This is a genomic window from Maricaulis sp. W15 (assembly GCF_001924955.1).
Lineage (GTDB): Bacteria > Pseudomonadota > Alphaproteobacteria > Caulobacterales > Maricaulaceae > Maricaulis > Maricaulis maris.
In genome coordinates this window covers 549,010-572,293 of sequence record NZ_LQXG01000001.1, presented here as the reverse complement: position 1 = coordinate 572,293, position 23,284 = coordinate 549,010, and the positions used below count along the sequence as shown (strand labels likewise).

Here is a 23,284-nt window from a genome sequence, read left to right as displayed (position 1 = left end):
TTAGGCTGGTCTCGGCGCCGACGCAACCGCGCGCCATGCTTGACCTTTTGCGTCACGGAGGTGAGCTAGGGCCTGACATGTCAAAACGCCTGCTCTCCCGCCCCTGGGCCCAGGAAGCCCTCGCCTTCCTCATCCTGCTCTATCTCGAGCTGGTCCGGCGCTCGATACGCTGGGAACATCGCAATGCCGACTTCGTGCAATCGGTCTGGGACGAGCGCAAACCCATTCTCGGCTGCGTCTGGCATGGCCGGATCCTGATGGCCCTGCATGGCTGGGCGCGCCAGAAGGACCGCATGGTCGCCCTCGCTTCGCGTTCGCGCGAAGGCGAAATCGGCTCGCGACTGACCCGTTGGTACAAGGTCGGCGTGGTGCGCGGCTCGTCCCGCAATCCCGACAAGCCCGGTGCGACCAAGGGCGGTGAAGCCGCCTATCGCGCCATGGTCAACCATCTCAATGCCGGCGGCTGCGGTGCGGTGACACCGGATGGGCCGCGCGGCCCGCGCATGCGCGCCGGCTATGGCGCTATTCGCATGGCCCGCGATACCGGCGTTCCGATCCTGCCCTTCACCTGGTCAACGCGCCGCAAGACCGTCCTCCGCAACGCCTGGGATCATCATTGCCTGCCGCATTTCTTCACCCGTGGCATCATCATCTGGGGCGAACCGATCCATGTCGCCAAGAATGCCGGACCGGAAGAGCTGGAAGCGGCGCGGCTGGCGCTGGAAACCACACTCAACGCGATCACGCGTGAGGCCGACGAAGCGGTGGGCGGCAACATTGTCGAGCCCGACAGCAAGCTTCGTCCCGGTACCGGCGAACGTTCCGGCAAACGCCGGGGCAACACCCCCAAGAATGGCAACGCCTCCGAACCGTCCGAGGCGCCGGCGTGAGCCTGCCGGTCTCGCTCCAGCTCTATCGCGCGCTCACCGGGCTCGCGTCACCGCTCCTGCCCGCCATCCTGTCGCGCCGGGCGCGGGCCGGAAAGGAAGACGCGGCCCGTCGGCACGAGCGCCTGGGCCGTCCCGATATCCGCCGGCCCGGCGGCAAGCTCCTCTGGCTGCATGGCGCGAGCGTCGGCGAGAGCCTGGTCCTGGCCACCCTGGTCGACGAGCTGGCCCAGCACGACCCGGACCTCGAATTCCTGGTCACCACCGGCACGGTGACCTCGGCCACGCTGATGGGCAAACGCCTGCCGCCCCAGGCCAAGCACCAATATGTGCCGGTCGACACGCCCGGCGCTGTCCGGCGCTTCCTTGACCATTGGCGACCGGATGCGGGCGTGATCGCGGAATCCGAGCTGTGGCCGAACCTGTTGATCGAGGCGCGCCTCCGCGACATCCCGATGGCGCTCGTCAATGCCCGCATGAATGCGGGCTCGCTGCAGCGCTGGCGCAAGCGCGGTGACGCCCTCCGGCGGCTGCTGGAGGGTTTCGACTGGATCGGCGCCGCCGACACCCGCACCCGCGACGGTCTGGAAGACCTGACCGGTCGCGAGATCGTGCTGGCCGGCAATCTCAAACTGGAAGCTCGCCCCCTGGCACCGGACGCCGGCGAGCTGGCAGCGCTGAAATCCGGTCTCGCTGGGCGCCCGATCTGGCTCGCCGCCTCGACGCATGACGGCGAGGACGATGTGGTGCTGTCGGCCCATGCCCGGTTGCACCGGACCCATCCCGGCGCCCTGCTCATCCTCGCCCCGCGCCACCCGGAACGCGGCGACGCGCTGGAAGCACGGATCAAGCAACACGGCTTTGCGGTGGCCCGGCGTTCGCGCGGCGAGGTCCCCGAGCCACGGGACACGGTCTGGCTGGCCGATACGCTGGGCGAAATGCCGCTCTGGTTCGCCCTCGCCCCGGCCGCTTTGATCGCCGGCAGCCTGCTGCCGGATATTGGCGGGCACAATCCGATCGAAGCCAGCCAGGCAGGGGCCAGCGTGATCACCGGGCCGCATGTTGCCAGTTTCGATGACGTGTACGCCGCCTATCGCCGCCACGACGCTGTGCTGGAAGTTGACGACGCACCGAGCTTGGCGCAAGCCGTTGAGCAGGTCTGGCAGGCCAAGGGTCCGGGCAAGGCCAGTGCCGGGCGCGCCATCGCCGATGTCTCGGGCGGCGCGCTGGAGACCAGCCTGGCGGCGATCAACCGCCTGCTGAACCGGGCCGACAAGGCAGGGGCAAGCACATGAAGGAACCGGCTTTCTGGCGCACCGACGGAGGACGCGGCTCGGGCGCCTTGGCGCGTGCCCTGCTGGCACCTCTGGGCTGGCTTTATGCTTGGGCCGTTGCTCGTCGCATCCGCCGGGCGACACCGGTCCGCATTACACCGAGAGTGGTCTGTATCGGCAATCTCACTGTCGGTGGCACGGGCAAGACGCCGGTCACCCAGACCCTGATGCAACGCCTCGCTGCCATGGACATCACCACTGTCTCGCTCTCGCGCGGCTATGGCGGGGCCGAGGCGGGTCCGCTGCAGGTCGATCCCGATCAACACGCCGCCGCCGATGTCGGTGATGAACCCCTGCTCCTCGCCCGTTCGGGCCAGGCCTGGATTGCCCGCGACCGCGCTGCCGGCGGCCAGGCCATTGACGCGGCGGGCGGTATCGACCTTGTGCTGATGGACGACGGTCACCAGAACCCCGACCTCGCCAAGGATTGCTCGATCATCGTCGTCGACGGGGTGACCGGCTGGGGTCCGGGCACGATCTTTCCTGCAGGCCCGCTGCGCGAACCGGTCAAGGCGGGCTTGACCCGTGCCGATGCGGTGATCGTGATGATGCCGGATGAGGACAGCCAACCCGACTGGGCAGGCCTCGGCCTCGCCGACCTGGAGATTCCCGCCTTCCACGCTTGGCTGGAACCGGCCGCGCCGCCACCACCGGGCAAGCTGGTCGCCTTTGCCGGCATCGGCCGTCCGCAAAAATTCTTCGACGCCCTGCAAGCGGCCGGCGGCGATCTGGGTGAGGTTGCCGTTTATGGCGACCATCACTGCTTCACTGCGGGCGACATACGCCATCTTGATGCCCTCGCTTCCGCCCATGACGCGCAGCTGGTGACGACCGAGAAAGATTGGGTCCGCCTGCCACCGGATATCCGCGCGCGAGTGACCGCTTGGCCGGTGCGAGCGGTCTTCGCCAATCCCGGCGCCCTGGACGGCCTGTTGCGCGACATCGTGGACGGCGCCGCCAACGCTGGTTAAATCCGAACAATGATAGATGCCCAACGCAATGCCTCGACGCTGACACGGATCGGCTGGCGGTTCGAAGCCGCTGCTTGGGATGCCTATGCCGGCTGGTACAAGATCAAGGGCATCGACAAGGCCTCCGACGCGGCCGGCGAGCTGCTGCGCAAGCTCGGGCCGTTGATGCCCGTGCACAAGGTCGCCCGCATCAACATGCAGCGCTGCTTCCCCGAAGCCGCCGCGCCGGAAATCGAACGACTGCTCGGCGGCATGTGGGAAAATTTCGGACGCTTGGCCGGCGAGATGCCGCATCTGGGCGTGTTCGCCGGGCCGGAATTCAATGAGCGGGTCGAGTTCATCGGCCGCGAGAAGTTCGAAAAACTGCGTGATGCCGGCAAGCCGGCGGTCATCATCTCGATGCACCACTCGAACTGGGAGATCGGGGCCGCAGCCATCAGCCAGACCGGCCTGCCCTGTCACATTACCTACCGCCCCGCCAACAACCCGCTGATCGACCGCCGTATCACCGACATGCGCGTCGGCTATGGCGTCAAGACCTTGACCGCCAAGGGCGGCGACGGTGCCAAGGCGCTGATGCAGGCGTTGAAGGCTGGCGAGTCGGTGGCGCTGATGAACGACCAGAAGATGAATGACGGCGTCGAAGCGCCTTTCTTCGGCCAGCCCTCGATGACCGCACCGGGACCGACCCGTCTGGCCATGCGCCATGGCTGCCCGATCCTGCCCCTTTCAATTCGGCGCATGGGCGGCGCCCGCTTCCGGGTGGAAGTCCACGACCCGATCGAAATCTCCACCAATCCAGACAAGTCCGCCGCCATCATCGAGACGGTGACGCGGATCAATCAATGGGTGGAAAGCGAAATCCGTCAGGCCCCCGAGCAATGGTTCTGGGTCCATCGCCGCTGGGCCAAGTCGGTCTACAAGTCAGACTAAAAACGGCGCTACTCGCCGCGGGCGGCAACGGCACCACCGGCCAAGATTGCGCCCTTTCTAACCCGGCGCGTTGAGGTGGGCGACGGTTTCGGGCCAGTCGAACAGGTAAGGGTCGTGGTCGACACCGCGCTCCAGGTCGGTCAGCCGATAGGAGTCACGCCAGTCGAACCAGTCATCCTGGCCTTCCGGCGCATAGGTCCCGCTCAAGTCCGCAGCGACGATGATCCCGTCGCCGGTAACCACCACCTCGCCCGACAAGGCCTCGGGCGTCATCGAATGCCGGCTTTCCAATTGCAGGCGCTCGACCGCTTCCCCCTGCCAAGTGTCCGCTGCGACGGCGGTGACGTGGACATCCAGATAACGCAGGTGCTCGGGGTCCAGATAGATCGGACGGCGCGGCGCCGGTTCCATGACGGCATAATCCGGTTCCCCCAAATCGCGCTCATAGACGTGCCCATCGGCGGGCCGGTAAAGTGCTTCCACACCGTGTTCGTCTGCACCAAGGGACAGCGTGCCGTCCGCCAGCCCCCGTGCAGGACGGGAATGGCCATCGGCATCAATCCTGACGGCGGACCAGCTGGATGCGGGTTGCGGTATCCGGTCTGCAGCAAGCAGAGCGTCACCGGCCTCGGGCGATTGGGCCAGTGTGACCGAGGTCGTCAAGCCGGCCATCGCCAGTGCCGCCAGCAAGCGTCGTGTCCATTGCAGCATCATCACTCTGTCTCCCGAGGCGCTGGACAGGATTGTTCACAGGGTGTGGGCTGGAGTCCATCCGTTTCCCGATCCAGTTAATAGGGACACACACCGTTTTACGGCGCTGAAAACCCGCAGCAGACACAATGGTACCCCAAAGCGTCAGCGCCCTGGCGCACACTCATCCATAGACCGCTTGCCGAGAGACCGCCGTATCCGTTTCTTCAGGTCAAGGGCCGCAGGGCGGCCGCTGCGCGGTTTCACCCTTGAGCTGAAGAAACGGATACGGCCTGCTGGCTGACAAGCGGTTTATGGCTCATTGCGCGCGCGGCGCTCAGTTCGCGACGAGTTCAACCGGAGGCCGGCACATCGAATGGGAAATTCGGAATCTTCCCCAGAAACCGGAAAACAGGCGCTAAGCCGCCAACCTAACGCAGTTCGCTCAGGTCGAGATCCAGCAGGCTCTGCGGGTCGACATAGAACTGGTTGCGCAGCTTCACCCGCCAATCGAGGTGTGAGCCGGTGGCCCGTCCGCCGGCACCCATGGCGCCGATCAGCTGGCCCTGTTCGACGATATCGCCCTCGGAGACTTCGACACCGGACAGGTGCAAGAAGGCCGAGACCAGGCCCTGGCCGTGATCGATGAAGATCAGTCCGCCTTCGTAATACATGTCCGGCTCGGCCAGGGTGACCAAGCCGCCAGCGGGCGCGTAAACCGGGGTACCGACCTCATTGGCCCAGTCCAGCCCCCAATGCGGGCTGCCCTCATGGCCGTTATTGTAGACCCGCGCCGAGCCATAGACACCGGTCGTGATACCCTCGGCGGGACTGATGAAACCGTCCAAAAAGCCCTGCCCGTCCCAGACCGAGTTGAAAGCACCCTGCTTTTGCGCGTATTCGCGCTGGCGCCGCGGCAGGGTGGACGGGTCCGGCGTCACGGTCGCCTGCGGCACGCCGTCAACATGCTGGAGATTGTATTCGCGCTGGGTGATGAACAAGATCTGAGTCTCGTCGATCTGGTTGGTACTGTTGACGACATTGACCGTCGACATCTCGAAAAGCATTTCCTCAGGCGCATTGCGCGGAATTCCGAGTACCGCGAAGCCCTGCGCGTCAGCGACGGCCACACTCTCACCCAGATCCAGTCGCGTGCCCGGTTCGAACCGGCAGATGATCAGAGCGCCCTGCTCATACTGTCCACGACAGCCCGTGGGCGCAGGCGCGGAAGCTTCCCGCGCCTGCGGTGCGTTCTGGGCAATCAGCTCGGCAATGGGATCGAACTGGCCATCGACGAAGGCCGTCGTGGATTGCAGGGCAAGGGCGACGGCGAGAGCGATCATTTGCCCGGCTCCGTGTTCAGCTCGATCCAGCGCTGCTTGGCGATCAGTACATCGCGATAAGCTTCCTGCTCGTCAACATTCCAATAGCGCAGCTGGTCGAGCTGGATCGGGTCACCGGTCACGGCGCAACGCACGAAACTGCCCGCCTTCAGGATGATGAAGTCGCTGTCGCCAAACTCGAGAATGGCTTCGCCCTGAAAGTCTTTGTCGAAACTGAAATCGCTCATGGAACTGTCTCTAGCAGGGTTTGCGGGCGAGCGGGAGGGCTGTGCCGCATCAGAAAAGCTTGCCCTGGCCTTCCGCCTCGGGCTTGCCGCGCGGCTTGGCTTTGGGCTTGGCCTTGCGGACAGGCTGCGGCGTTTCCGGTGCCCGTTTCGGCGCCTTCCGCCCGCCCTCGATCCGGGCAGCGCGTTCGCCATCAGCAAAAACAAGATCAACCCCTGCGCCTTCGATCAGGGACGCACCCGAGCGGACCAGCTTGCCGGCCCGGTCGCGCACCAGCACAAAACCGCGTTTGAGCACGGATTGGTGTGACAGGGCCTCCAATCGCGCGGCCCAATTGGCGAGATCACGCTTGCGGTCGCGACGTACCCGGTCGGCCGCCGGCATCAACCGCGCCGAGCGCTCGGCCAGCAAATCACGTTTCTGGCGCAGGTCACGGCTGAGCGCGGCCGGTTTCAGGCCGGCTGCGAGGACGAGGAGCCGGCCGCGTTTCTCAGCGGCGTGGTTCAGCAGGGCCGGGTCGAGCTTGTCGGCGACCATGTCAAAACGCTGGCGTTTCAGCGCCATTAGCGCCGCTGGCCGCGGCATGGCGCGGGCCGCCGATCTCAATTCAGTCCGACGACGCTCGATATGGCGCGACAGGGCCGCCACCAGGCGTCCGCCGAGTTGGTGGATATCGGCCTTCAGCTCGGCCCGCACCGGCACCGCCATCTCGGCGGCCCCGGTTGGGGTCGGGGCGCGACGGTCAGAGGCGAAATCAATCAGCGTCGTGTCGGTCTCGTGGCCGACGGCGGAGATCAACGGGATCTCGCTCTCGGCAGCAGCGCGGACCACCACCTCTTCGTTGAAGGCCCACAAATCCTCGATCGAGCCACCGCCCCGCGCGACGATCAGCACGTCCGGACGCGGCACGACTCCGCCGACGGGCAGGGCGTTGAAGCCGCGGATTGCATCGGCAATCTGGGCGGCGGCCGCGTCGCCCTGAACCAGGACCGGCCATAACAGGACATGTCGCGGAAAGCGGTCCTGCAGCCGGTGCAGGATATCGCGGATAACGGCGCCGGTGGGCGAGGTGACGACCCCGATCGTGGTCGGCAGAAAGGGGATGGGCCTTTTGCGGCCAGTGTCGAACAGGCCTTCCGCCGCGAGCTTTTTCTTGCGCTCCTCCAACAGCGCCATTAGCGCCCCGGCACCGGCCGGTTCCATGCTTTCAACAATCAGCTGGTATTGCGACCGGCCGGGATAGGTCGAGAGCCGGCCTTCGATGACCACTTCCAGCCCCTCTTCCGGACGGAAGCGGAAACGCTGGGCCGTGCCCTTCCAGGCGATCGAGGCGATGACCGCCTTGTCGTCCTTGACGTCGAAATAGACATGCCCCGACTTGGCCACGACAACCCGGCCCAGCTCACCGCGCACACGAACATGGCCAAAGGCATCCTCGACCGTACGCTTGAGCGAGCCGGCAAGCTCGGACACCGTGAATTCGTGGATGTTTCCCGTGGGCGTATTCATGCTTCATCTGGTAAATTGGATTGTCGGCCATCGCAACGTCCCGGATACCGTCGGGCGGACTCGCGATTGTCCGGCGATTGCGCTAGGCAGGGCGCGGAAAGAGTTGCCACAGACGCATTGAGGGTCAGATGAAGGTTCTGGTTGTCGGATCAGGCGGGCGCGAGCACGCCCTGGTGTGGAAAATAGCGCAAAGCCCGGTGATCTCCGCGATTCTCGCAGCCCCCGGCAGCGCCGCCATCAGCGAACTCGCCACCTGCCACGATATTCCGGTGTCCGACCTTGACGGCCTGGTTGAGCTGGCCCGCGCTGAAGCCGTCGATCTGGTCGTCATCGGGCCGGAAAACCCGCTCTGCGACGGTTTGGCCGACCAGCTGCGCCAGGCCGGGATCAATACGTTCGGCCCGTCCAAACTGGCCTCGCGCCTGGAAGCCTCCAAGGCCTTCGCCAAGGATTTCTACGCCCGCCACAATGTGCCCTCGGCGCGTTATGGCACCTTCTCCAATGCCGGTGAGGCCAAGGCCTTCCTGGACCAGTTCGAACCGCCCTATGTGCTCAAGGCCGACGGTCTGGCCGCCGGCAAGGGTGTGGTCATTGTGTCCGACCGCGGCGAAGCCGAGACCGAGATCGACGCCTTCCTGTCGGGCAAGTTCGGCGAGGCGTCCAAGACGCTGGTGATCGAGGAATTCATGGCCGGCGAGGAAGTTTCGATCTTCGCCTTGTGTGACGGCGAGACCGTGCTTTATTGCGGCGCCGCCCAGGATCACAAACGCGTCGGCGAAGGCGACACCGGCCCCAATACCGGCGGGATGGGGGCCTATTCACCGGCCCCGATCGCCAAGCCCGAACTGATCGAAACCGCGATGAAGACCATCATCGAACCGGTCGCCAACGGCCTCGCGGCAGAAGGATCGCCATTCCAGGGCGTGCTGTTTGCCGGGCTGATGGTAACCCCCGAGGGTCCCAAGGTCGTCGAGTTCAACATCCGCTTCGGCGACCCGGAATGCCAGGTCCTGATGATGCGGATCGAGGATGACATCCTGCCCTATCTGGAAGCCACCGCGACCGGCGGCCTCGCCGGCATGCCACCGCTGCGCTGGACGGCCGAGCCGGCGATCACCGTCGTCATGGCCGCCAATGGTTATCCGGAGGCCTATGAGAAGGGCAGCGTGATCGGCGGGGTCGATGACGCCAACAAGATGGAAGGCGTGGTCGTCTTCGAAGCCGGTACGGCCCGCAATGCCGACGGCGAACGCACCGCCAATGGCGGCCGCGTGCTCAATGTCACGGCTTCGGGTGAAACCCTCCACTATGCTGTCGACCGGGCCTATGCCGCCATCGACGAGATCGACTGGCCGGAAGGCTTCTGCCGCCGCGACATCGCCTGGCGGGCGCTCAAGACGCATTAGTGCCAACCGCGACCATGGTTTGACATCACGGGCCGGGTCGTCATCTTCTTGCGCAAACACATGTTTGCGGGGAGGCAGACCTGATGCTCAAGACAACCCTCACAGCGATCGCGCTGATTGCCACGACCACCTTCGTCCCGGCCGCAATGGCCCAGGACAGCAATGATGCACTGACCGTCATCCATGCCGGCTGGCTGCTGGCGGTGCCGGGCGAAGACCCGGCGATGGAGCAATCCATCCTGATCCGCGGCGAGCGGATTGAAGGGATTGAAGCCGGCTATGTCACGCCGGACGGGGCCACCATCATTGATCTCTCCGATGAGTATGTGATGCCCGGCTTCATCGACAGCCATGTCCATCTGCAATCGGAACTCGGCCCGGGCCGTCGCTTCAACGCCTTCACAATGTCGGCCCCCGATCTCGCCTTTGACGGGGCGGTCAATGCCCGCACCACACTGATGGCCGGCTTCACCACCGTGCAGGATGTGGGCGGCAATTTTGAAGCGTCTCTGGCCCTGCGCGACGCCATCGCGGCCGGTGATGTTCCCGGCCCGCGCATGCGCGTGGCTGGCTCGGCCGTCACACCGACCGGCGGCCATGCCGATATCAACGGCTTCTCGCTCGACGTGCTGCACATGTTCGCCAGCGAGAGCGCCTGCAATGGCGTGGCGCAATGCCGCGAAGCGGTGCGCACGCTGATCCGTGGCGGCGCCGACGTGATCAAGATCACCGCGACCGGCGGCGTGTTGTCCGACACCGCGGCCGGCGTCGAGCAACAATTCTTCGATGACGAACTCGCTGCCATTGTCGAGGCCGCCCACATGATGGGCCGCCGCGTCACCGCTCACGCCCACGGCGTGACCGGCATCAATTCCTTCCTCGAGGCCGGTGGCAACTCGATCGAACACGGCACCTATCTCGACCGCGAAAGCATCCGCCTGATGCGCCGCAATGGCGCTTATCTGGTGCCGACCGTGCTGGCCGGTATCACCGTCGCCGAACTGGCCGAGACAGCGGATTTCATGACCGACAACCAGCGTGCCAAGTCGCGCGAGGTCGGTCCGGTCATGCTGGAGATGGCCCGCCGGGCCCATGAGGGCGGCGTCACGATCGCCTTCGGCACCGATAGCGGCGTCTCCCGCCACGGTCTCAATGCCCGCGAATTCGAGCTCCTCGTCGAAGCTGGCCTGACCCCGATGGAAGCCATTGTCACCGCCACCATCAACGCCTCGCGCCATCTGCAGATGGACGAGGATATCGGCACCATCCAGGCGGGTCGTTTCGCCGACATCATCGCTGTCGACGGCAATCCGCTGGAAAACATTTCCGAACTCCGCGAGATGGGTTTCGTGATGAAGGGCGGCGAGGTTTACCGGGACTGATGAGCGAGATCGACGACAGTTTTTCCGGCACCAAGCCGGTTGTGGACGCGCTGGCCTTTGACGAGGCAGCGCTGGCGGCGTGGATGACGCGCCATGTCAGCGGCTTTGAGGGTCCGCTGACGGTGAGCCAGTTCAAGGGCGGCCAATCCAACCCGACCTACAAGCTGGTGACGCCGGGCAAGGCCTATGTCCTGCGCCGCAAGCCGCCGGGCAAGCTGTTGCCATCGGCCCATGCCGTCGACCGCGAATTCCGCGTGATGAAGGCGCTGGGCGGCCAGGGGTTTCCGGCCCCGGTCATGCACGGGCTGTGCATGGATCGGGAGGTCGTCGGCACCGAATTCTACATCATGGATTTCGTCGAGGGCCGGATTTTCTGGGATCCGCTCCTGCCCGATCTCGACACATCCGAACGCAGCGCCATTTACGATGCCTCGAACGCCACGCTGGCCCATCTGCACGGCATTGATGTCGAGGCCGCAGGGCTGGGTGACTACGGCAAGCCGGGCAATTATTTCGAGCGCCAGATCGGCCGCTGGACCAAGCAGTACCGGGCCGCCGAGACCACGACCGTTCCCGCGATGGACCGGCTGATCGACTGGCTGCCGACCGCCGCGCCCGAACAGGAGCGCACCAGCGTCGTGCATGGCGATTATCGCCTCGACAACATGGTCTTCCATCCCACCGAGCCGCGCGTCATCGCGGTGCTGGACTGGGAACTCTCAACGCTTGGCGACCCGCTGGCCGACTTCACCTATCAGCTGATGGGCTGGGTCATGCCGCCGGAGATCCGCAACGGCCTCCTGGGCGTCGACATCACCGCGCTCGGCATCCCGACGATCGAGCAATACACCCAGGCCTATTGCGAGCGCACCAACCGCTCCGCCATTCCGGCGCTGGATTTCTACTTCGCCTACAACATTTTCCGCCTGACCTCGATCATCCAGGGCGTCTATGCCCGCTCCCTGCAGGGCAATGCGTCCAACGCCACCGCGTCACAGATGGGCGCGGCTGTCGAACCAATGGCCGAGGCGGCGTGGGGGTTCGCGAAACAGGCGGGGGCTTGAGGGAAAGCGCCGCTGTCTTGTGAACATGTATGAGAGGCAGCCCGGCACACACGCCTCCATACACCACCACGCTGGCATTGCCTTGAACCTCAGGGCCGATTCGATCCAGGACCCTGGCTCAAATGAATGGATCAGCTGAAAGCCCCGCAAACAGTTCCGCACAGGCGGCAATCGATATTCAGTTGCCAAAGACGTGATCAATCGTCGCTTTCGCGCTTTTGCCTTCGCCGACTTTCCTCGCGGATCGCGGCAACTGATACGACAGTGACGAACAAGGCGAACACTGCCCAAGCTGGCCACAAATTGAGTTCAATCTCACCGATCATTCCATCACCTCCAAACGGCCAAGGAAAAATGCGCAAAGCCAGCTTACTACCAGCAGGCCCGCGCCCAAAACAAAGCTACCGGGGCGCATTGCCGCATTGTCTGCAAACAGGGATATGCCCAATAGGCCCAAACTGATCGCCCTGCTGGACTGCTCCCAGCTTCGCCACAGCGCCTTATTCGCGGTCGCGCCACTTGGGCGCCAGCCGATTAGCCGCGCCACACTATCAAGTAGTCTGCGCCCTATTTCTCCAAGCCAACCACGCATGCCCGCACACTACACGTTCCGGTTGTGTTCCGCAAGCCATACACCCGCCTGCACCCAGCACTCGCCCTCGCCTCAGCCCGCGATATAGTCGCCCGATGATCGCTGCCTTCATCCTTCTCGCGACCTTCATCACCGCCTTTATTTCCGGTGTGTTCGGCATGGCGGGCGGGTTGATCCTGATGGGCGCGCTGGCGCTGGTCCTGCCGGTGGCCTCGGCCATGGTCGTACACGGCGTGATCCAGAGCGTGTCCAATGGCTGGCGGGCCATATTGCACCTCAAATGGATCGACTGGCGCATACTGGCGATCTATCTCGCCGGCTCGGCCGGCGCCGCCGGCCTGCTCGCCTTCGCCAGTTTCGAATTGTCCAAGCCCTGGCTGTTCATCATCCTGGGACTGGTGCCAGCGGTGATCTGGCTGCCCAAACGCATCCTGCATCTCGACGCGGCCCGGCCGCACCACGCGGTGGCCTGCGGCTTTGTGGTGACCGGGTTGAATGTCGTCGCCGGCGTGTCCGGCCCGCTGCTGGACGTCTTCTTCGCCGACACGCAGAGCGACCGGCGCAGCATCGTGGCGACCAAGGCGGCGACCCAGGTGGTCAGCCATGGCGTCAAGATCGCCTATTACATCCTGCCTGCGTTCACCGCTGCCAGCCTGCCACAGGCGCAATGGCTGCTGGTCGCCGCCCCGCTCGCCATTCTCGGCACGACCGCCGGCGCTCGCTTCCTGGCGCTGATGAGTGATGTGCAATTCCGCAAATGGACGAAATGGATCGTCTCGGTCATCGGCGCAATCTATGTGCTGCGCGGTGCCCTGTTGCTCATCGGAGGATCGGCATGATCATCACGCCACAGGTTCGCGAGAATGCGATTGTCCGCCTGGAACCGCTCACGGACGATCATCGCGAGGAACTCCGCCCGCTCGCCGCCGAGACAGAGCTCTGGGCGCTGACCTCGCTGCGCGGCGATGGCGAGCATTTCAACGCCTGGTTCGACCTGATGCTGTCAGGCACCAAGGCCGGCACGCAGTTCTCCCACGTCGTCCGCCGGCAAGAGGACGGTGTGGCGGTGGGCCATTCGGCCTATCTGACCCTCGCCCCCGAGCATAAACGCCTCGAAATCGGCTGGACCTGGTATGGCGCCATGGCACGCGGCACCAAGATCAATCCGGCCGCCAAACGCCTGCTGCTCGGCGGCGCCTTCGAGGCCGGGGCGGAACGGGTCGAGCTCAAGACCCATCATCTCAATACCCGCTCGCAAGCCGCCATGACCAAGATGGGAGCCACACGCGAAGGCACGCTGCGCCGCCATCTCCTGTGCTGGACAGGCGAATGGCGCGATACGGTGTTCTTCTCGGTACTGAAAGACGAATGGCCGACGGTCAAAGCCGGACTGGATGCGCGCCTGGCCTAGCCGGCGACGCAGCTATCGGTGAGACCGGCGATACGGCCACCGCGAATTTCGAGCTCGACCTGGCCGGCCAGATGTTCGTCCGTGGCATAGACGAGAAGATCGGCTGGCGATCCGGCTGACAGGACTGCTGCCGTGCGACGGCTGGCGGCGGTCGAGGTGCGAATGAAGATCGCGCCGGCGCTCGCCGTCGGCTGCACGCCGGGGCGGACGATGGCGCCGGGCCGGCCGAGTTCGATGATGGCCTGACCGGTTTCCAGCTCGATTTCCGAACCGATGGCCGAGATACGGCCGGCCTCGATCAAGATATCCTGGTCGTCCCATTCCCCGGACGCATCGATAATGGTGACATCGCGCAGCAGGATCGGCGCATCGGCGCAAATGGCGGCCTCGGCCATGGCGGCACCAGAGCCGGCAAGCGCCAGGGCGGAAACGAGGGAAGTTTTGATCAGTGCACGACGCATCGGAGCGCTCCGCTTGGATGGCTCCTCTTCGTCCGGCGACCGATTCAACTCAAGACAAGGTTTTATGACAAGTTGGCGTTAACGTGAATTGCCGAAATAACGTAACTACTTGACGGGCAGGGTGGTGACGAAGTCGGTGGTCATTTTCGCCCAGGCCGACAGCGCCTCATCATCGAGGTCGGACGGCCCGTCCACCGTCACCCATCCCGTCATGACACGGCCGGTCAGATCCATTTCGCGGGCACCGGGTTTGGCCAGTGCGGCGACATATTGGTCAGGGCCGACGCGGACATGAAGCTCATCCCGGGACGTCCCGAAACTCATGTTTCCACCGATCATCAGGGCGATCCCACCGAACATGCGGCGACGTTCCGGGCGTTGGCCCAGTGCCACCAGGGCGGCCTCCATGCGGTCGACAAGATCAGGATCATATGCCATCGCGACGCTCCACTGCCTTCGCCTTGCGCCGGGCGCGGAAGAAATCCTTGAGCAGGGCCGCACCTTCATCGGCGAGAATGCCGGAGACGACATCGGGACGCCAGTGGCAGGTCGGCTGTTCGAAAAAGCGCGTGCCGCTGATCACCGCCCCGCCCTTTTCGTCGCTGGCACCAAACACCAGCCGGCCGATGCGGGCATGGCTGATGGCGCCGGCACACATGGCGCACGGCTCGAGCGTGACATAGAGTTCCAGACCGGTGAGCCGGTAATTGCCCAGCGTCTCGGCCGCCGCGCGCAAGGCCAGTATCTCGGCATGGGCGGTCGGATCATGGCCGGCGATCGGACGGTTATGGGCCTGCGCGACAATGCTGTCCGTGGCCGGATCGACGATCAGTGCACCGATCGGTGCCTCGCCAGCCTCAGCTGCCGCTTGCGCCAGGCGTAGCGCCGCCTGCATAAAACGTGTATCGCGCGGGTTCGTCATACTGCGCGCGATAGAGCGCCGCATCGAAAGGGTCAAGCGTGACCGGAACTGCCGACACCTCAGAACGTATTGCCAAATTCCTCGCCCGCGCCGGCGTGGCCTCACGCCGCGAGGTCGAGCGCATGATCGAGGGCGGCCGCGTCAAGGTCGATGGCAAGACGCTCGACACGCCGGCCTTCAAGGTCACGGGCACGGAAATGATCGAGGTGGACGGCAAACGCATCGAGCCGCCAGCGGCGACCAAGTTGTGGCGCTATCACAAGCCGGACGGTCTGGTCACAACCCATGCCGACCCGGAAGGGCGCGAAACCGTGTTCGACGCCATCCCCAAGGATATCGGTCGGGTGATCTCGATCGGCCGTCTCGACCTGACGTCGGAAGGTCTGCTGCTTCTGACCAATGACGGCGCCCTCGCCCGCGCCCTGGAACTGCCCTCGACCGGCTGGACGCGCCGCTATCGCGCCCGTGCCTTTGGCTCGATTTCCGAGTCAGCGCTGAAAATCCTGCGCGCCGGGGTGACGGTGGAAGGGATCAAATACGGCCCGATGGAAGTCGAGGTCGAGCGCGAGACCGGCTCGAATATCTGGCTGGAAATCGGTATTCGCGAAGGCAAGAACCGTGAGGTCCGCAAGGCGCTCGACGCGGTCGGCCTGCGCGTCAACCGGTTGATCCGCATCGCCTATGGCCCCTTCCAGCTCGGCCAGCTGGAAAAGGGCGAGATCAAGTCCGTGCCCTCGCGCGTGCTGCACGACCAGTGCGGCCATCTGATCGAGATGGGTGAGACACCGACCGGACAGGCCATCGCCAAGCCGCGCGCGCCCAGCCGCCCGCCGCGCAAGCCCGGCCAGAAGCCGGGGCAAAGGCCTGCAGGGCGTGCCATGGGCGGACCGGGGCAGCCGGGTCGCCCCAAGCGCGAAATCGATGACAGCCTGCTCGAGCCGACCCTGAAGGGTCGCCCGCTCGACGCCAAGTCCACCCGCGCCCGCCGCGACAAGGATGGCAAGCCAACCGCCAAGCCGGCACCGCGTCCGAGCGGCCCCAAGGGCAGCGCCCCGAAAGGCAGCCGCAATGACGGTCCACGCGGCGGCAGCGGTCGTCCGGGTGGTCCGCGCAAGCCGGGCGGCCGGAGCTAGTCCGGCATGCGCATCGTCGGCGGAAAGTTCCGCAATCGCGCCCTCGTGGCACCGAAGGGAAAATCGACCCGGCCGACCTCGGACCGGGCGCGCGAGAACATGTTCAATGTGATCGAGCATGCCGACTGGTGTCCGGCCATTGAAGGCGCCCGCGTCGCCGATATCTATGCCGGCTCCGGCGCGCTGGGCCTGGAGGCCATCTCGCGCGGGGCGGCCTTCTGCCTCTTCGTCGAGTTCGCGGCCGAGGCGCGCGGCGCGATCCGAGACAATGTCGACACGCTGCAACTCTTCGGCATCACCCGCATCCACCGCCGCGACGCCACAGCGCTGGGCGAAAAACCCTCCAATCTGGGTGAGCCCTTTACCCTCATCTTCCTCGACCCGCCCTATGGCTTTGGTCTCGGCACCAAGACGCTGGAAAAGCTGATCGAGGGAAACTGGGTCAGCGAGGACGCCGTCGCCGTGCTGGAAGTCGGAGCGGAGGAAGAACCGGTGACACCGGGCTGGGTGTGTCAGGTGGAGAAGGTCTATGGCGCGGCGAAGGTCCTGTTTCTGACGCGGGGCTAGGCCCCTCATCCCCCCTGCGGGGACCTTCTCCCGCGAGGGGAGAAGGCGTATGAGCCGGCCTTCATCAAGAACGCCCTCTCCCCTTGCGGGTTGAGGAGCCAAAGGACAGTCCTGTGGACTGTCTGACACGACGAAAGGTGGCCCGAAGGGCCGGGTGAGGGGTCACCGCCGCCCGAACAGACGCTCGATATCGCTCAGCTTGAGCTCGACATAAGTGGGCCGACCGTGATTGCATTGGCCGGAATGGGGCGTCGCTTCCATTTCGCGCAGGAGGGCGTTCATTTCTTCGCCGGTCAGGCGGCGGCCTGAGCGGACAGAGCCGTGGCAGGCCATGGTGCCGACCACGTCTTCCAGTTTTTCCTTGAGCGACAGGGCCTGGTCGTACTCGGCGAGATCGTCGGCGAGGTCGCGGATCAAGCCCTGGACGTCGAGCTTTTTCAGAAGCGAGGGCGTTTCGCGGACGGCAATGGCGCCCTGGCCGAAGGCTTCGATGACGAGGCCGAGTTCTTCCAGTTCCTCGGCCCGCTCGAGCAGTCGACGCGCTTCGGCCTCGTCGAGATTGACGATTTCCGGGACCAGCAGACGCTGACGCTGGACACCGGTCTCGGCGATCATCTTTTTCATGCGCTCATAGACGAGGCGTTCATGGGCGGCGTGCTGGTCGACGATGACGATGCCATCGCCGGTCTGGGCGACGACATAGGTCTCGTGCAATTGCGCCCGCGCCACGCCCAGCGGCCAGTCCGGTGGTGGGCTGGCGGGCTGCTGGGCGGTGTCGAAACCCGCCGGCGCCCCCTCGCCCATGCCGGTGCCATAGCCTGATGTATCCGGTTCAACGCGCGCCGACATGCCGGGATCAAAGACACGGTCCTGGACCGGTTCCGACGGCGGCCGCGGTGCGCCCCAGGCGGCCAGGCTGGCGGTGTGGGACTGATAGCCACCCGGCGGTGGTTGCGGCGGCTGATACCCCTCGGGACGGACCCGCCCCAGCGCATAGCCGGCGACCGTGGTCGAGGCGCGATGACCGGCCGCGGCCAGGGCATGGCGCAAGGAGCCGACAATCAGGCCGCGCACAAGCCCGGCATCGCGGAAGCGGACCTCGGCCTTGGCCGGATGGACATTGACGTCAACCAGACCGGTAGGCAGTTCGACATTCAGCGCCACGACCGGATGGCGATCGCGGGCAAGGAAATCCTGATAGGCGCCGCGCACAGCGCCGCCCAGCAGCTTGTCCCGGACGGGTCGGCCATTGACGAAGAGATATTGGTGCATCGCATTGCCGCGCGAATAGGTCGGCAGGCTGGCAAAGCCGAAAATGCGCACCTCATCGCGGGTCTGGTCGACCTCGAGGGCATTCTCGCCGAAATCGGCCCCGAGAATGGCTGACATGCGGGCGATACGCGCCTCACCCCCCTCACCGCGCTCGGCAGCGACCGACAGGCGTTTGCGACCGTCGAGCGTGAGGAAGAAGCCGACATCGGGCCGTGACATGGCCATGCGCTTGACGACATCGGTGATGCCGAGATTTTCCGAGCGTTCCGATTTGAGGAATTTCAGGCGCGCCGGCGTGGCGTAGAAAAGGTCGCGCACCTCGATCCGCGTACCGCCGCGTCCCAGTGGAGCCGCGGGAGCGATGCCATTGGTCTTGCCACCTTCCACCAGGATCGCCCAGGCGTCACCGGCGCCTTTGGCCTGGCTGGTGATCGAGAGGCGGGCGATGGAGCCGATCGACGGCAAGGCCTCGCCGCGAAACCCCATGGTGGAAATATTGAGCAGGTCATCCTGCCCGTTATTACCGACCGGCAGTTTGGACGTGGCATGGCGCTCGATGCACAGTTCCAGCTCGGCCGGGCTCATGCCCTTGCCGTCATCCTCGATCAGCAAACGGGCCAGACCACCGCCCTCGGCCGTGATGTCGATCCGCCGGGCGCCGGCATCGAGGGCGTTTTCGGCCAGTTCCTTGACGACAGAGGCCGGCCGCTCGACGACTTCGCCGGCAGCAATACGGTTCACCGTTTCCGGTGGCAGGCGTCGGATGATGGGTCGGGTCATGGCCAAAGACATGAGGCCAGCCTCTTGGCTGGCCCCGAGTCGGTCAAGTGTGTGTGCCTGCCCTCATGGACAGAACGGCCTCAAAGGCCCGGCAATTTGGGCAGCAGGCGACGATCGCGCTCGATTTCCACATCGCCACCACCGGTGACATTCTGGATGCGCTCCTGGGCCAGGGCTTCGGCTTCGGCGTCGAGCGGGGTGGCGTCACCACGCGGACGGTATTCACCATCGCGCCAGAACAGGACCATGTCGGCAAAACCGCGATTCTTGCGAACAACGCTGGCCATCTCGCCGTCAATGATCGAGCGGATGAAGGGATCAGCACCACCGCCACCGGCACGCGCGACCAAAAGGGCCTCGGCGTCGGAGCCTTCAAACTCACCTTGCGAGCCGAGCAGGGCAGCACGCGCCTGCTGGTCGGGATAGATCTCGTCCGGGCGAGGCTCACCGGGACGCGGCGGGCGCAGATTATATTCCGGCGGAACCGTCAGCGGTGCGATGGTCACGGTGCGGAACTCATCCGGTGTCGAGCGCTCGGCGCCGAGCGCGCGCGAGACATTGCTGCAGCCGGAAAGGGCGATGGCCGCGGTGGTCGCGGCGAAAATAGCAGTACGCAAACGCATCTCTGTGAGACTCCGAATTTTTGTCTGCCGCAGCTTAACCCAAAGCCGGGGCATCACTCCACCCCGCATTCCACACTAGGTGTCGGATGCGGGTTTGCGATCATTGAAGAAGACGTCGAGCAGGATGGCAGCGACGCCGAGATTGATGCCGACATCAGCGATATTGAAGACGTAAGGAAAGTAAACATCTGAGAAGTTGAGGAAATCGACGACAGCGCCATAGAGCCCACGATCAATGGCATTGCCCAGCGCACCGCCGATGATGAAACCGAAAGCGATGCCTTGCAGTCGGCGGGTCGCCCGGATCGGCCCGGCATTGAGCAGTCCCGCGATCAGGCCGGCGGCGACCAGCACGGAAAAGGCGATCAATATGGTCCGGCCGATCGGCCCGTCGGCGCCCAGAAGGCCGAAACTGACACCCTTGTTCCACACCATGGTGAGGTCGAAGACCGGCGACACTTCGATATGACCGCAGGTATTGGCCAGGGTGAGCCGCTCGGCCCCCTCGGCGCGTTGATAGTCCAGACAACCGGCCGGCGAGAAATTGAGGCCGGACAACACCCACCATTTCGAGAGCTGGTCGAGCACCAGGATCACGGCGGCAATGCCCAGACCCAGGCGCGGGACCGGCGACGCGGCAAAGCGCCGCCGGATCTCGATCGCCCACTCAGGCATGGGTGGCGTCCCACCAGGCGACCGCATCCGCATCGCGCGGGCTCAGGTCGGGATAGCGTGTGTCGGCGCCGATCTCAGTCGAATATTTCCACGAGCGAGCGCATTTGGCGCCTTCGGCCCGGCCCGGCACCACAGCGACGTCCGCGACATCGTCGAGGCGGAAGGCTTCGCCGCTCGCGTCACCATCAACCAGATAAGCCTGGCTGGTGATGCCGATCTCGGCCAGGAAGTCATCGACATCCCCGTTGGTCTCGGCAGCCAGGGCAGCCCGATACGCCGCATCGGTCACATGAACACGCGGCGCGGCCTCAAGGCTCGACCCGATGCGCTTTTCGCGGCGCTCGACTTCCAGGGCGCCATTCACGACGCGGCGCAAACGGCGAATGGTGCGCCAGTTCTCCGCCAAGCTCCCATCCTGCCAGTCGCCCGGCGTCTTCGGGAAAGTGCGCAGATGCACGCTGTCATCCTCGGACGGGAAGCGCGACAACCAGGCTTCTTCCATGGTGAAGGGCATGATCGGCGCCAGCCAGGCGGTCAGGCGCATGAAAATCTCGTGCATCACCGAACGGCAGGCCTTGCGGCGATCATCATCAGGCCGGTCGCAATACAGGCTGTCCTTGCGGATATCGAGATAGAAGGCCGACAGATCGACGACACAGAAATTGAACAGCGCCGAATAGACCTTCTTGAAGTCGTAGGCGGCATAGCCATCGCGCACGACACCATCGAGCTCATGCAGGCGATGCAACATGAAGCGCTCGAGAGACGGCATGCGATCATGCGGCACGTGCTCGACGGTTTCGTCAAACCCGTGCAGCGCGCCCAACAGGTAGCGCAGCGTGTTGCGCATCTTGCGATAGGCATCGACCGAGGTCTGCAGGATCTCCTCGGAGATGCGCAGATCATCGGTGAAGTCCTGGGCTGCGGCCCACAGGCGCAGGATTTCGATGCCGTATTTCTTGCCGATCTCGATCGGGGCCAGCGTATTGCCCAGCGATTTCGACATTTTCCGGCCATCGCCGGCCATCACGAAACCATGGGTCAGGACGGCGTCATAAGGCGCCCGGCCGCGGGTGCCGGCGCTTTCGAGCAGGGAGGACTGGAACCAGCCGCGATGCTGGTCGGAACCTTCCAGATAGAGGTCGGCCGGCCATTTCTGATCGGCCCGCGGTTCCAGGGCGAAAGCGTGGGTACAGCCGCTGTCGAACCAGACATCGAGAATGTCGGTGACTTTCTCATAGGCGTCGGCGTCATACTCGCTGCCAAGGAAGTCGGCGGCCGGACGCTCGAACCAGGCGTCAGCACCATCGGCGGCAACCGCATCGATGATGCGCTCATTGACCTTTGGGTCGTTGAGCACGCGGGTGGTGCCCTTCTCCACGAACATGGTCAGCGGCACGCCCCAGGCGCGCTGGCGCGAGATCAACCAGTCCGGCCGTTGCTCGACCATGGAGCGGATGCGGTTTTCGGCGATTTTCGGCGTGAAGCTGGTCTCCGAGATGCCCTTCAGGGCCTTCTCGCGCAGCGTGCCGCCGGACTTCATCGGCCGATCGATGGCGACAAACCATTGCGGTGTATTGCGGAAAATGACCGGCGCCTTGGAACGCCAGGAATGCGGATAGGAGTGCTCGAGACGGCCGCGTGCGAGCAGTTTGCCCTGCACGATCAGCTCGTCCATCACCGCCTTGTTGGCCGGCCCGTCCTGGCCCTGCTTCTTGCCGTCAAGGCGGATGATGTTCAGTCCGGCAAAGACCGGCACATGCGGATAATAGGCGCCGTTCTCGTCGACCATGTGCGGGACCGGCGCGTCCTTGTCATGCCATTCCGGCGCCGACATCCAGGCCACATAGTCCTCGGCACCATGGCTGGGCGCGGTGTGCACAAAACCGGTTCCGGCCTCGTCAGTGACATGATCGCCGGCCAGCAGCGGCACCGGATAGGACCAGAAACGGTCGAGTTCGGAGAGTGGGTGCGAACACACGAAGCCGGTCGGATCGATGGAGTCAACGCGTTCCCAATTGCCGATCATCGCGGCCTTGGCCGTCTCTTCCCACAGCGCATCGGCTGCGATCAGAAGGTCGCCCGGCATCGCCCAGGGCGTGAAATCGCCGCCATCAACGCCGGTCACCTTGTAAAGGCCATAGCTGATCTCGGGCGAATAGCAGATCGCGCGATTGCCCGGGATGGTCCAGGGCGTCGTCGTCCAGATGACGACATGCGCACCAATGCAGGATTTCGGGATGGCGCTGCCATCCTTGCGCACGCCGCGCACGGGGAAACGCACGAAAATCGTCGAGGAAACCTTATCCTGATACTCGACCTCGGCTTCGGCCAGGGCGGTCTTTTCGACCGGCGACCACATCACCGGGGCTGAACCGCAATAGACCAGGCCCTGATCGACGAAGCTGAGGAATTCGCGCACGATCGCGGCTTCGGCCTCGAACGCCATGGTGGTGTAGGGATCATCCCACTCACCGCTGACACCCAGGCGCTGGAATTCCGACGACTGGACGCCGACCCACTCGCTGGCATAGGTCCGGCATTCGGCGCGAAATTCCTGGACCGGGATATCGTCCTTGTTGCGCCCCTTGGCACGAAAATTCTGTTCGACCTTCCACTCGATCGGCAAGCCGTGACAGTCCCAACCCGGTCGGTAGGGAGCATCAAAGCCGGCCATCTGCTTGGAGCGGACGACCATATCCTTGAGGATCTTGTTCATGCCGGTGCCGATATGAATATGGCCGTTGGCATAGGGCGGCCCGTCATGCAGCACCCAGCGCTGCCGGCCGGCGCTTTCGGCCCGCAGGCGCTTGTACAGGTCAAGCTTGGCCCAGCGTTCCAGCCATTCCGGCTCGCGCTGCGGCAAGCCGGCGCGCATCGGGAATTCCGTGGTCGGCAGGAAAAGCGTGTTTTTGTAATCACGGGAGGTGGCGGCGGTATCTGTCGCGCCAGTCGTCGAGGGCGTGTCCGTCATCGGATCGGATCCTTGCGGTCTTTTATGGTCATGGGTTCAAGGCAGGACATGTCCCGGAACCGCCCACATCACATGCGGCGGCCCGGGCCGGTAATTCGCCCGATGGCGAGGGCAGCAGCGGGCGCTGCCG

22 protein-coding genes are annotated in these 23,284 nt (G+C 64.8%); 11 read left to right on the top strand and 11 right to left on the bottom strand.

Features of this window, described 5'->3' with window-relative positions:
- Nucleotides 1–77: 77 nt before the first annotated feature.
- The 4 genes from AWH62_RS02685 to AWH62_RS02670 are packed head-to-tail and all read left to right on the top strand — an operon-like array spanning nt 78 to nt 4,125.
- Nucleotides 78–890 carry a lysophospholipid acyltransferase family protein gene (locus tag AWH62_RS02685; RefSeq protein ID WP_075188892.1) on the top strand — a complete coding sequence of 271 codons (813 nt, stop codon included), beginning with the start codon at nt 78–80 and terminating at the stop codon, nt 888–890.
- Nucleotides 887–2,182, top strand: a complete 1,296-nt coding sequence (locus AWH62_RS02680; protein ID WP_075188891.1) for a 3-deoxy-D-manno-octulosonic acid transferase — start codon at nt 887–889, stop codon at nt 2,180–2,182. Before AWH62_RS02685 ends, AWH62_RS02680 begins: the two co-directional genes overlap by 4 nt.
- A complete protein-coding gene (gene lpxK / locus AWH62_RS02675; protein ID WP_075188890.1) occupies nt 2,179–3,192 on the top strand; it encodes a tetraacyldisaccharide 4'-kinase in 1,014 nt (337 codons plus the stop codon). The genes AWH62_RS02680 and lpxK overlap by 4 nt, the downstream gene beginning before the upstream one ends.
- A 9-nt stretch (nt 3,193–3,201) precedes the next feature.
- The gene (locus AWH62_RS02670) at nt 3,202–4,125 is read left to right on the top strand and encodes a lysophospholipid acyltransferase family protein (RefSeq protein ID WP_075188889.1); all 924 of its coding nucleotides are present in this window, start codon (nt 3,202–3,204) and stop codon (nt 4,123–4,125) included.
- 57 nt (nt 4,126–4,182) lie between these two features.
- Here AWH62_RS02670 and AWH62_RS02665 read toward each other — a convergent pair whose 3' ends face one another.
- From AWH62_RS02665 to xseA, 4 genes are all read right to left on the bottom strand, one after another.
- Nucleotides 4,183–4,839 carry a hypothetical protein gene (locus tag AWH62_RS02665; RefSeq protein WP_075188888.1) on the bottom strand — a complete coding sequence of 219 codons (657 nt, stop codon included), beginning with the start codon at nt 4,837–4,839 and terminating at the stop codon, nt 4,183–4,185.
- 407 nt (nt 4,840–5,246) lie between these two features.
- On the bottom strand, nt 5,247–6,158 hold the full coding sequence (locus tag AWH62_RS02660) for a M23 family metallopeptidase (protein ID WP_083634929.1): 912 nt from the start codon (nt 6,156–6,158) through the stop codon (nt 5,247–5,249).
- The gene (locus AWH62_RS02655; protein ID WP_075188887.1) at nt 6,155–6,385 is read right to left on the bottom strand and encodes a DUF2093 domain-containing protein; all 231 of its coding nucleotides are present in this window, start codon (nt 6,383–6,385) and stop codon (nt 6,155–6,157) included. The genes AWH62_RS02660 and AWH62_RS02655 overlap by 4 nt, the downstream gene beginning before the upstream one ends.
- Nucleotides 6,386–6,434: 49 nt before the next feature.
- Entirely contained in the window at nt 6,435–7,892 is a 1,458-nt protein-coding gene (gene xseA, locus AWH62_RS02650) for an exodeoxyribonuclease VII large subunit (protein WP_075188886.1), read from the bottom strand.
- 128 nt (nt 7,893–8,020) lie between these two features.
- Between xseA and purD the strand changes: the two genes are divergently transcribed.
- The 5 genes from purD to AWH62_RS02625 all read left to right on the top strand — a co-directional run bounded on the left by purD (nt 8,021) and on the right by AWH62_RS02625 (nt 13,747).
- Entirely contained in the window at nt 8,021–9,298 is a 1,278-nt protein-coding gene (purD, locus tag AWH62_RS02645; protein WP_075188885.1) for a phosphoribosylamine--glycine ligase, read from the top strand.
- Between the two features lie 83 nt (nt 9,299–9,381).
- Entirely contained in the window at nt 9,382–10,680 is a 1,299-nt protein-coding gene (locus AWH62_RS02640; RefSeq protein WP_075188884.1) for an amidohydrolase family protein, read from the top strand.
- Nucleotides 10,680–11,744, top strand: coding sequence for a phosphotransferase (locus tag AWH62_RS02635; RefSeq protein WP_075188883.1), 1,065 nt, complete (start codon nt 10,680–10,682; stop codon nt 11,742–11,744). The genes AWH62_RS02640 and AWH62_RS02635 overlap by 1 nt, the downstream gene beginning before the upstream one ends.
- 687 nt (nt 11,745–12,431) lie before the next feature.
- Nucleotides 12,432–13,175, top strand: a complete 744-nt coding sequence (locus AWH62_RS02630; RefSeq protein WP_075188882.1) for a sulfite exporter TauE/SafE family protein — start codon at nt 12,432–12,434, stop codon at nt 13,173–13,175.
- Nucleotides 13,172–13,747: a GNAT family N-acetyltransferase gene (locus tag AWH62_RS02625; protein ID WP_075188881.1), complete on the top strand. Its 576-nt coding sequence runs from the start codon at nt 13,172–13,174 to the stop codon at nt 13,745–13,747. Before AWH62_RS02630 ends, AWH62_RS02625 begins: the two co-directional genes overlap by 4 nt.
- Here AWH62_RS02625 and AWH62_RS02620 read toward each other — a convergent pair.
- The 3 genes from AWH62_RS02620 to tadA form a co-directional block, all read right to left on the bottom strand.
- Complete coding sequence (locus AWH62_RS02620; RefSeq protein ID WP_075188880.1) at nt 13,744–14,208, bottom strand: hypothetical protein; 465 nt, start codon at nt 14,206–14,208, stop codon at nt 13,744–13,746. The two genes, AWH62_RS02625 and AWH62_RS02620, sit on opposite strands and share 4 nt — an antisense overlap.
- 105 nt (nt 14,209–14,313) lie before the next feature.
- A complete protein-coding gene (locus AWH62_RS02615; protein WP_075188879.1) occupies nt 14,314–14,646 on the bottom strand; it encodes a TfoX/Sxy family protein in 333 nt (110 codons plus the stop codon).
- Nucleotides 14,636–15,130: a tRNA adenosine(34) deaminase TadA gene (gene tadA, locus AWH62_RS02610; protein ID WP_233128238.1), complete on the bottom strand. Its 495-nt coding sequence runs from the start codon at nt 15,128–15,130 to the stop codon at nt 14,636–14,638. The genes AWH62_RS02615 and tadA overlap by 11 nt, the downstream gene beginning before the upstream one ends.
- A 38-nt stretch (nt 15,131–15,168) precedes the next feature.
- Here tadA and AWH62_RS02605 point away from each other — a divergent pair, with 38 nt between their 5' ends.
- Both AWH62_RS02605 and rsmD read left to right on the top strand, forming a co-directional pair.
- On the top strand, nt 15,169–16,263 hold the full coding sequence (locus AWH62_RS02605) for a pseudouridine synthase (protein WP_075188878.1): 1,095 nt from the start codon (nt 15,169–15,171) through the stop codon (nt 16,261–16,263).
- Nucleotides 16,264–16,269: 6 nt separating this feature from the next.
- Nucleotides 16,270–16,830 carry a 16S rRNA (guanine(966)-N(2))-methyltransferase RsmD gene (rsmD, locus tag AWH62_RS02600; RefSeq protein ID WP_075188877.1) on the top strand — a complete coding sequence of 187 codons (561 nt, stop codon included), beginning with the start codon at nt 16,270–16,272 and terminating at the stop codon, nt 16,828–16,830.
- A gap of 162 nt (nt 16,831–16,992) precedes the next feature.
- Here the strand turns inward: rsmD and mutL are convergent, their stop codons facing one another.
- The 4 genes from mutL to ileS form a co-directional block, all read right to left on the bottom strand.
- On the bottom strand, nt 16,993–18,882 hold the full coding sequence (gene mutL, locus AWH62_RS02595; protein WP_075188980.1) for a DNA mismatch repair endonuclease MutL: 1,890 nt from the start codon (nt 18,880–18,882) through the stop codon (nt 16,993–16,995).
- 80 nt (nt 18,883–18,962) lie between these two features.
- Complete coding sequence (locus tag AWH62_RS02590) at nt 18,963–19,505, bottom strand: DUF3035 domain-containing protein (RefSeq protein WP_075188876.1); 543 nt, start codon at nt 19,503–19,505, stop codon at nt 18,963–18,965.
- Nucleotides 19,506–19,580: 75 nt separating this feature from the next.
- Complete coding sequence (gene lspA / locus AWH62_RS02585) at nt 19,581–20,180, bottom strand: signal peptidase II (RefSeq protein ID WP_075188875.1); 600 nt, start codon at nt 20,178–20,180, stop codon at nt 19,581–19,583.
- Nucleotides 20,173–23,154: an isoleucine--tRNA ligase gene (gene ileS / locus AWH62_RS02580; RefSeq protein WP_075188874.1), complete on the bottom strand. Its 2,982-nt coding sequence runs from the start codon at nt 23,152–23,154 to the stop codon at nt 20,173–20,175. Before ileS ends, lspA begins: the two co-directional genes overlap by 8 nt.
- Nucleotides 23,155–23,284: the final 130 nt, after the last annotated feature.

Coding starts and splice junctions, on each gene's coding strand:
- AWH62_RS02685 (WP_075188892.1), top strand. CDS start 78: ATGTCAAAACGCCTGCTCTCCCGCCCCTGGGCCCAGGAAGCCCTCGCC.
- lpxK (WP_075188890.1), top strand. CDS start 2,179: ATGAAGGAACCGGCTTTCTGGCGCACCGACGGAGGACGCGGCTCGGGC.
- AWH62_RS02670 (WP_075188889.1), top strand. CDS start 3,202: ATGATAGATGCCCAACGCAATGCCTCGACGCTGACACGGATCGGCTGG.
- AWH62_RS02665 (WP_075188888.1), bottom strand. CDS start 4,839: ATGATGCTGCAATGGACACGACGCTTGCTGGCGGCACTGGCGATGGCC.
- AWH62_RS02660 (WP_083634929.1), bottom strand. CDS start 6,158: ATGATCGCTCTCGCCGTCGCCCTTGCCCTGCAATCCACGACGGCCTTC.
- AWH62_RS02655 (WP_075188887.1), bottom strand. CDS start 6,385: ATGAGCGATTTCAGTTTCGACAAAGACTTTCAGGGCGAAGCCATTCTC.
- xseA (WP_075188886.1), bottom strand. CDS start 7,892: ATGAATACGCCCACGGGAAACATCCACGAATTCACGGTGTCCGAGCTT.
- purD (WP_075188885.1), top strand. CDS start 8,021: ATGAAGGTTCTGGTTGTCGGATCAGGCGGGCGCGAGCACGCCCTGGTG.
- AWH62_RS02640 (WP_075188884.1), top strand. CDS start 9,382: ATGCTCAAGACAACCCTCACAGCGATCGCGCTGATTGCCACGACCACC.
- AWH62_RS02635 (WP_075188883.1), top strand. CDS start 10,680: ATGAGCGAGATCGACGACAGTTTTTCCGGCACCAAGCCGGTTGTGGAC.
- AWH62_RS02630 (WP_075188882.1), top strand. CDS start 12,432: ATGATCGCTGCCTTCATCCTTCTCGCGACCTTCATCACCGCCTTTATT.
- AWH62_RS02625 (WP_075188881.1), top strand. CDS start 13,172: ATGATCATCACGCCACAGGTTCGCGAGAATGCGATTGTCCGCCTGGAA.
- AWH62_RS02620 (WP_075188880.1), bottom strand. CDS start 14,208: ATGCGTCGTGCACTGATCAAAACTTCCCTCGTTTCCGCCCTGGCGCTT.
- AWH62_RS02615 (WP_075188879.1), bottom strand. CDS start 14,646: ATGGCATATGATCCTGATCTTGTCGACCGCATGGAGGCCGCCCTGGTG.
- tadA (WP_233128238.1), bottom strand. CDS start 15,130: ATGACGAACCCGCGCGATACACGTTTTATGCAGGCGGCGCTACGCCTG.
- rsmD (WP_075188877.1), top strand. CDS start 16,270: ATGCGCATCGTCGGCGGAAAGTTCCGCAATCGCGCCCTCGTGGCACCG.
- mutL (WP_075188980.1), bottom strand. CDS start 18,882: ATGACCCGACCCATCATCCGACGCCTGCCACCGGAAACGGTGAACCGT.
- AWH62_RS02590 (WP_075188876.1), bottom strand. CDS start 19,505: ATGCGTTTGCGTACTGCTATTTTCGCCGCGACCACCGCGGCCATCGCC.
- lspA (WP_075188875.1), bottom strand. CDS start 20,180: ATGCCTGAGTGGGCGATCGAGATCCGGCGGCGCTTTGCCGCGTCGCCG.
- ileS (WP_075188874.1), bottom strand. CDS start 23,154: ATGACGGACACGCCCTCGACGACTGGCGCGACAGATACCGCCGCCACC.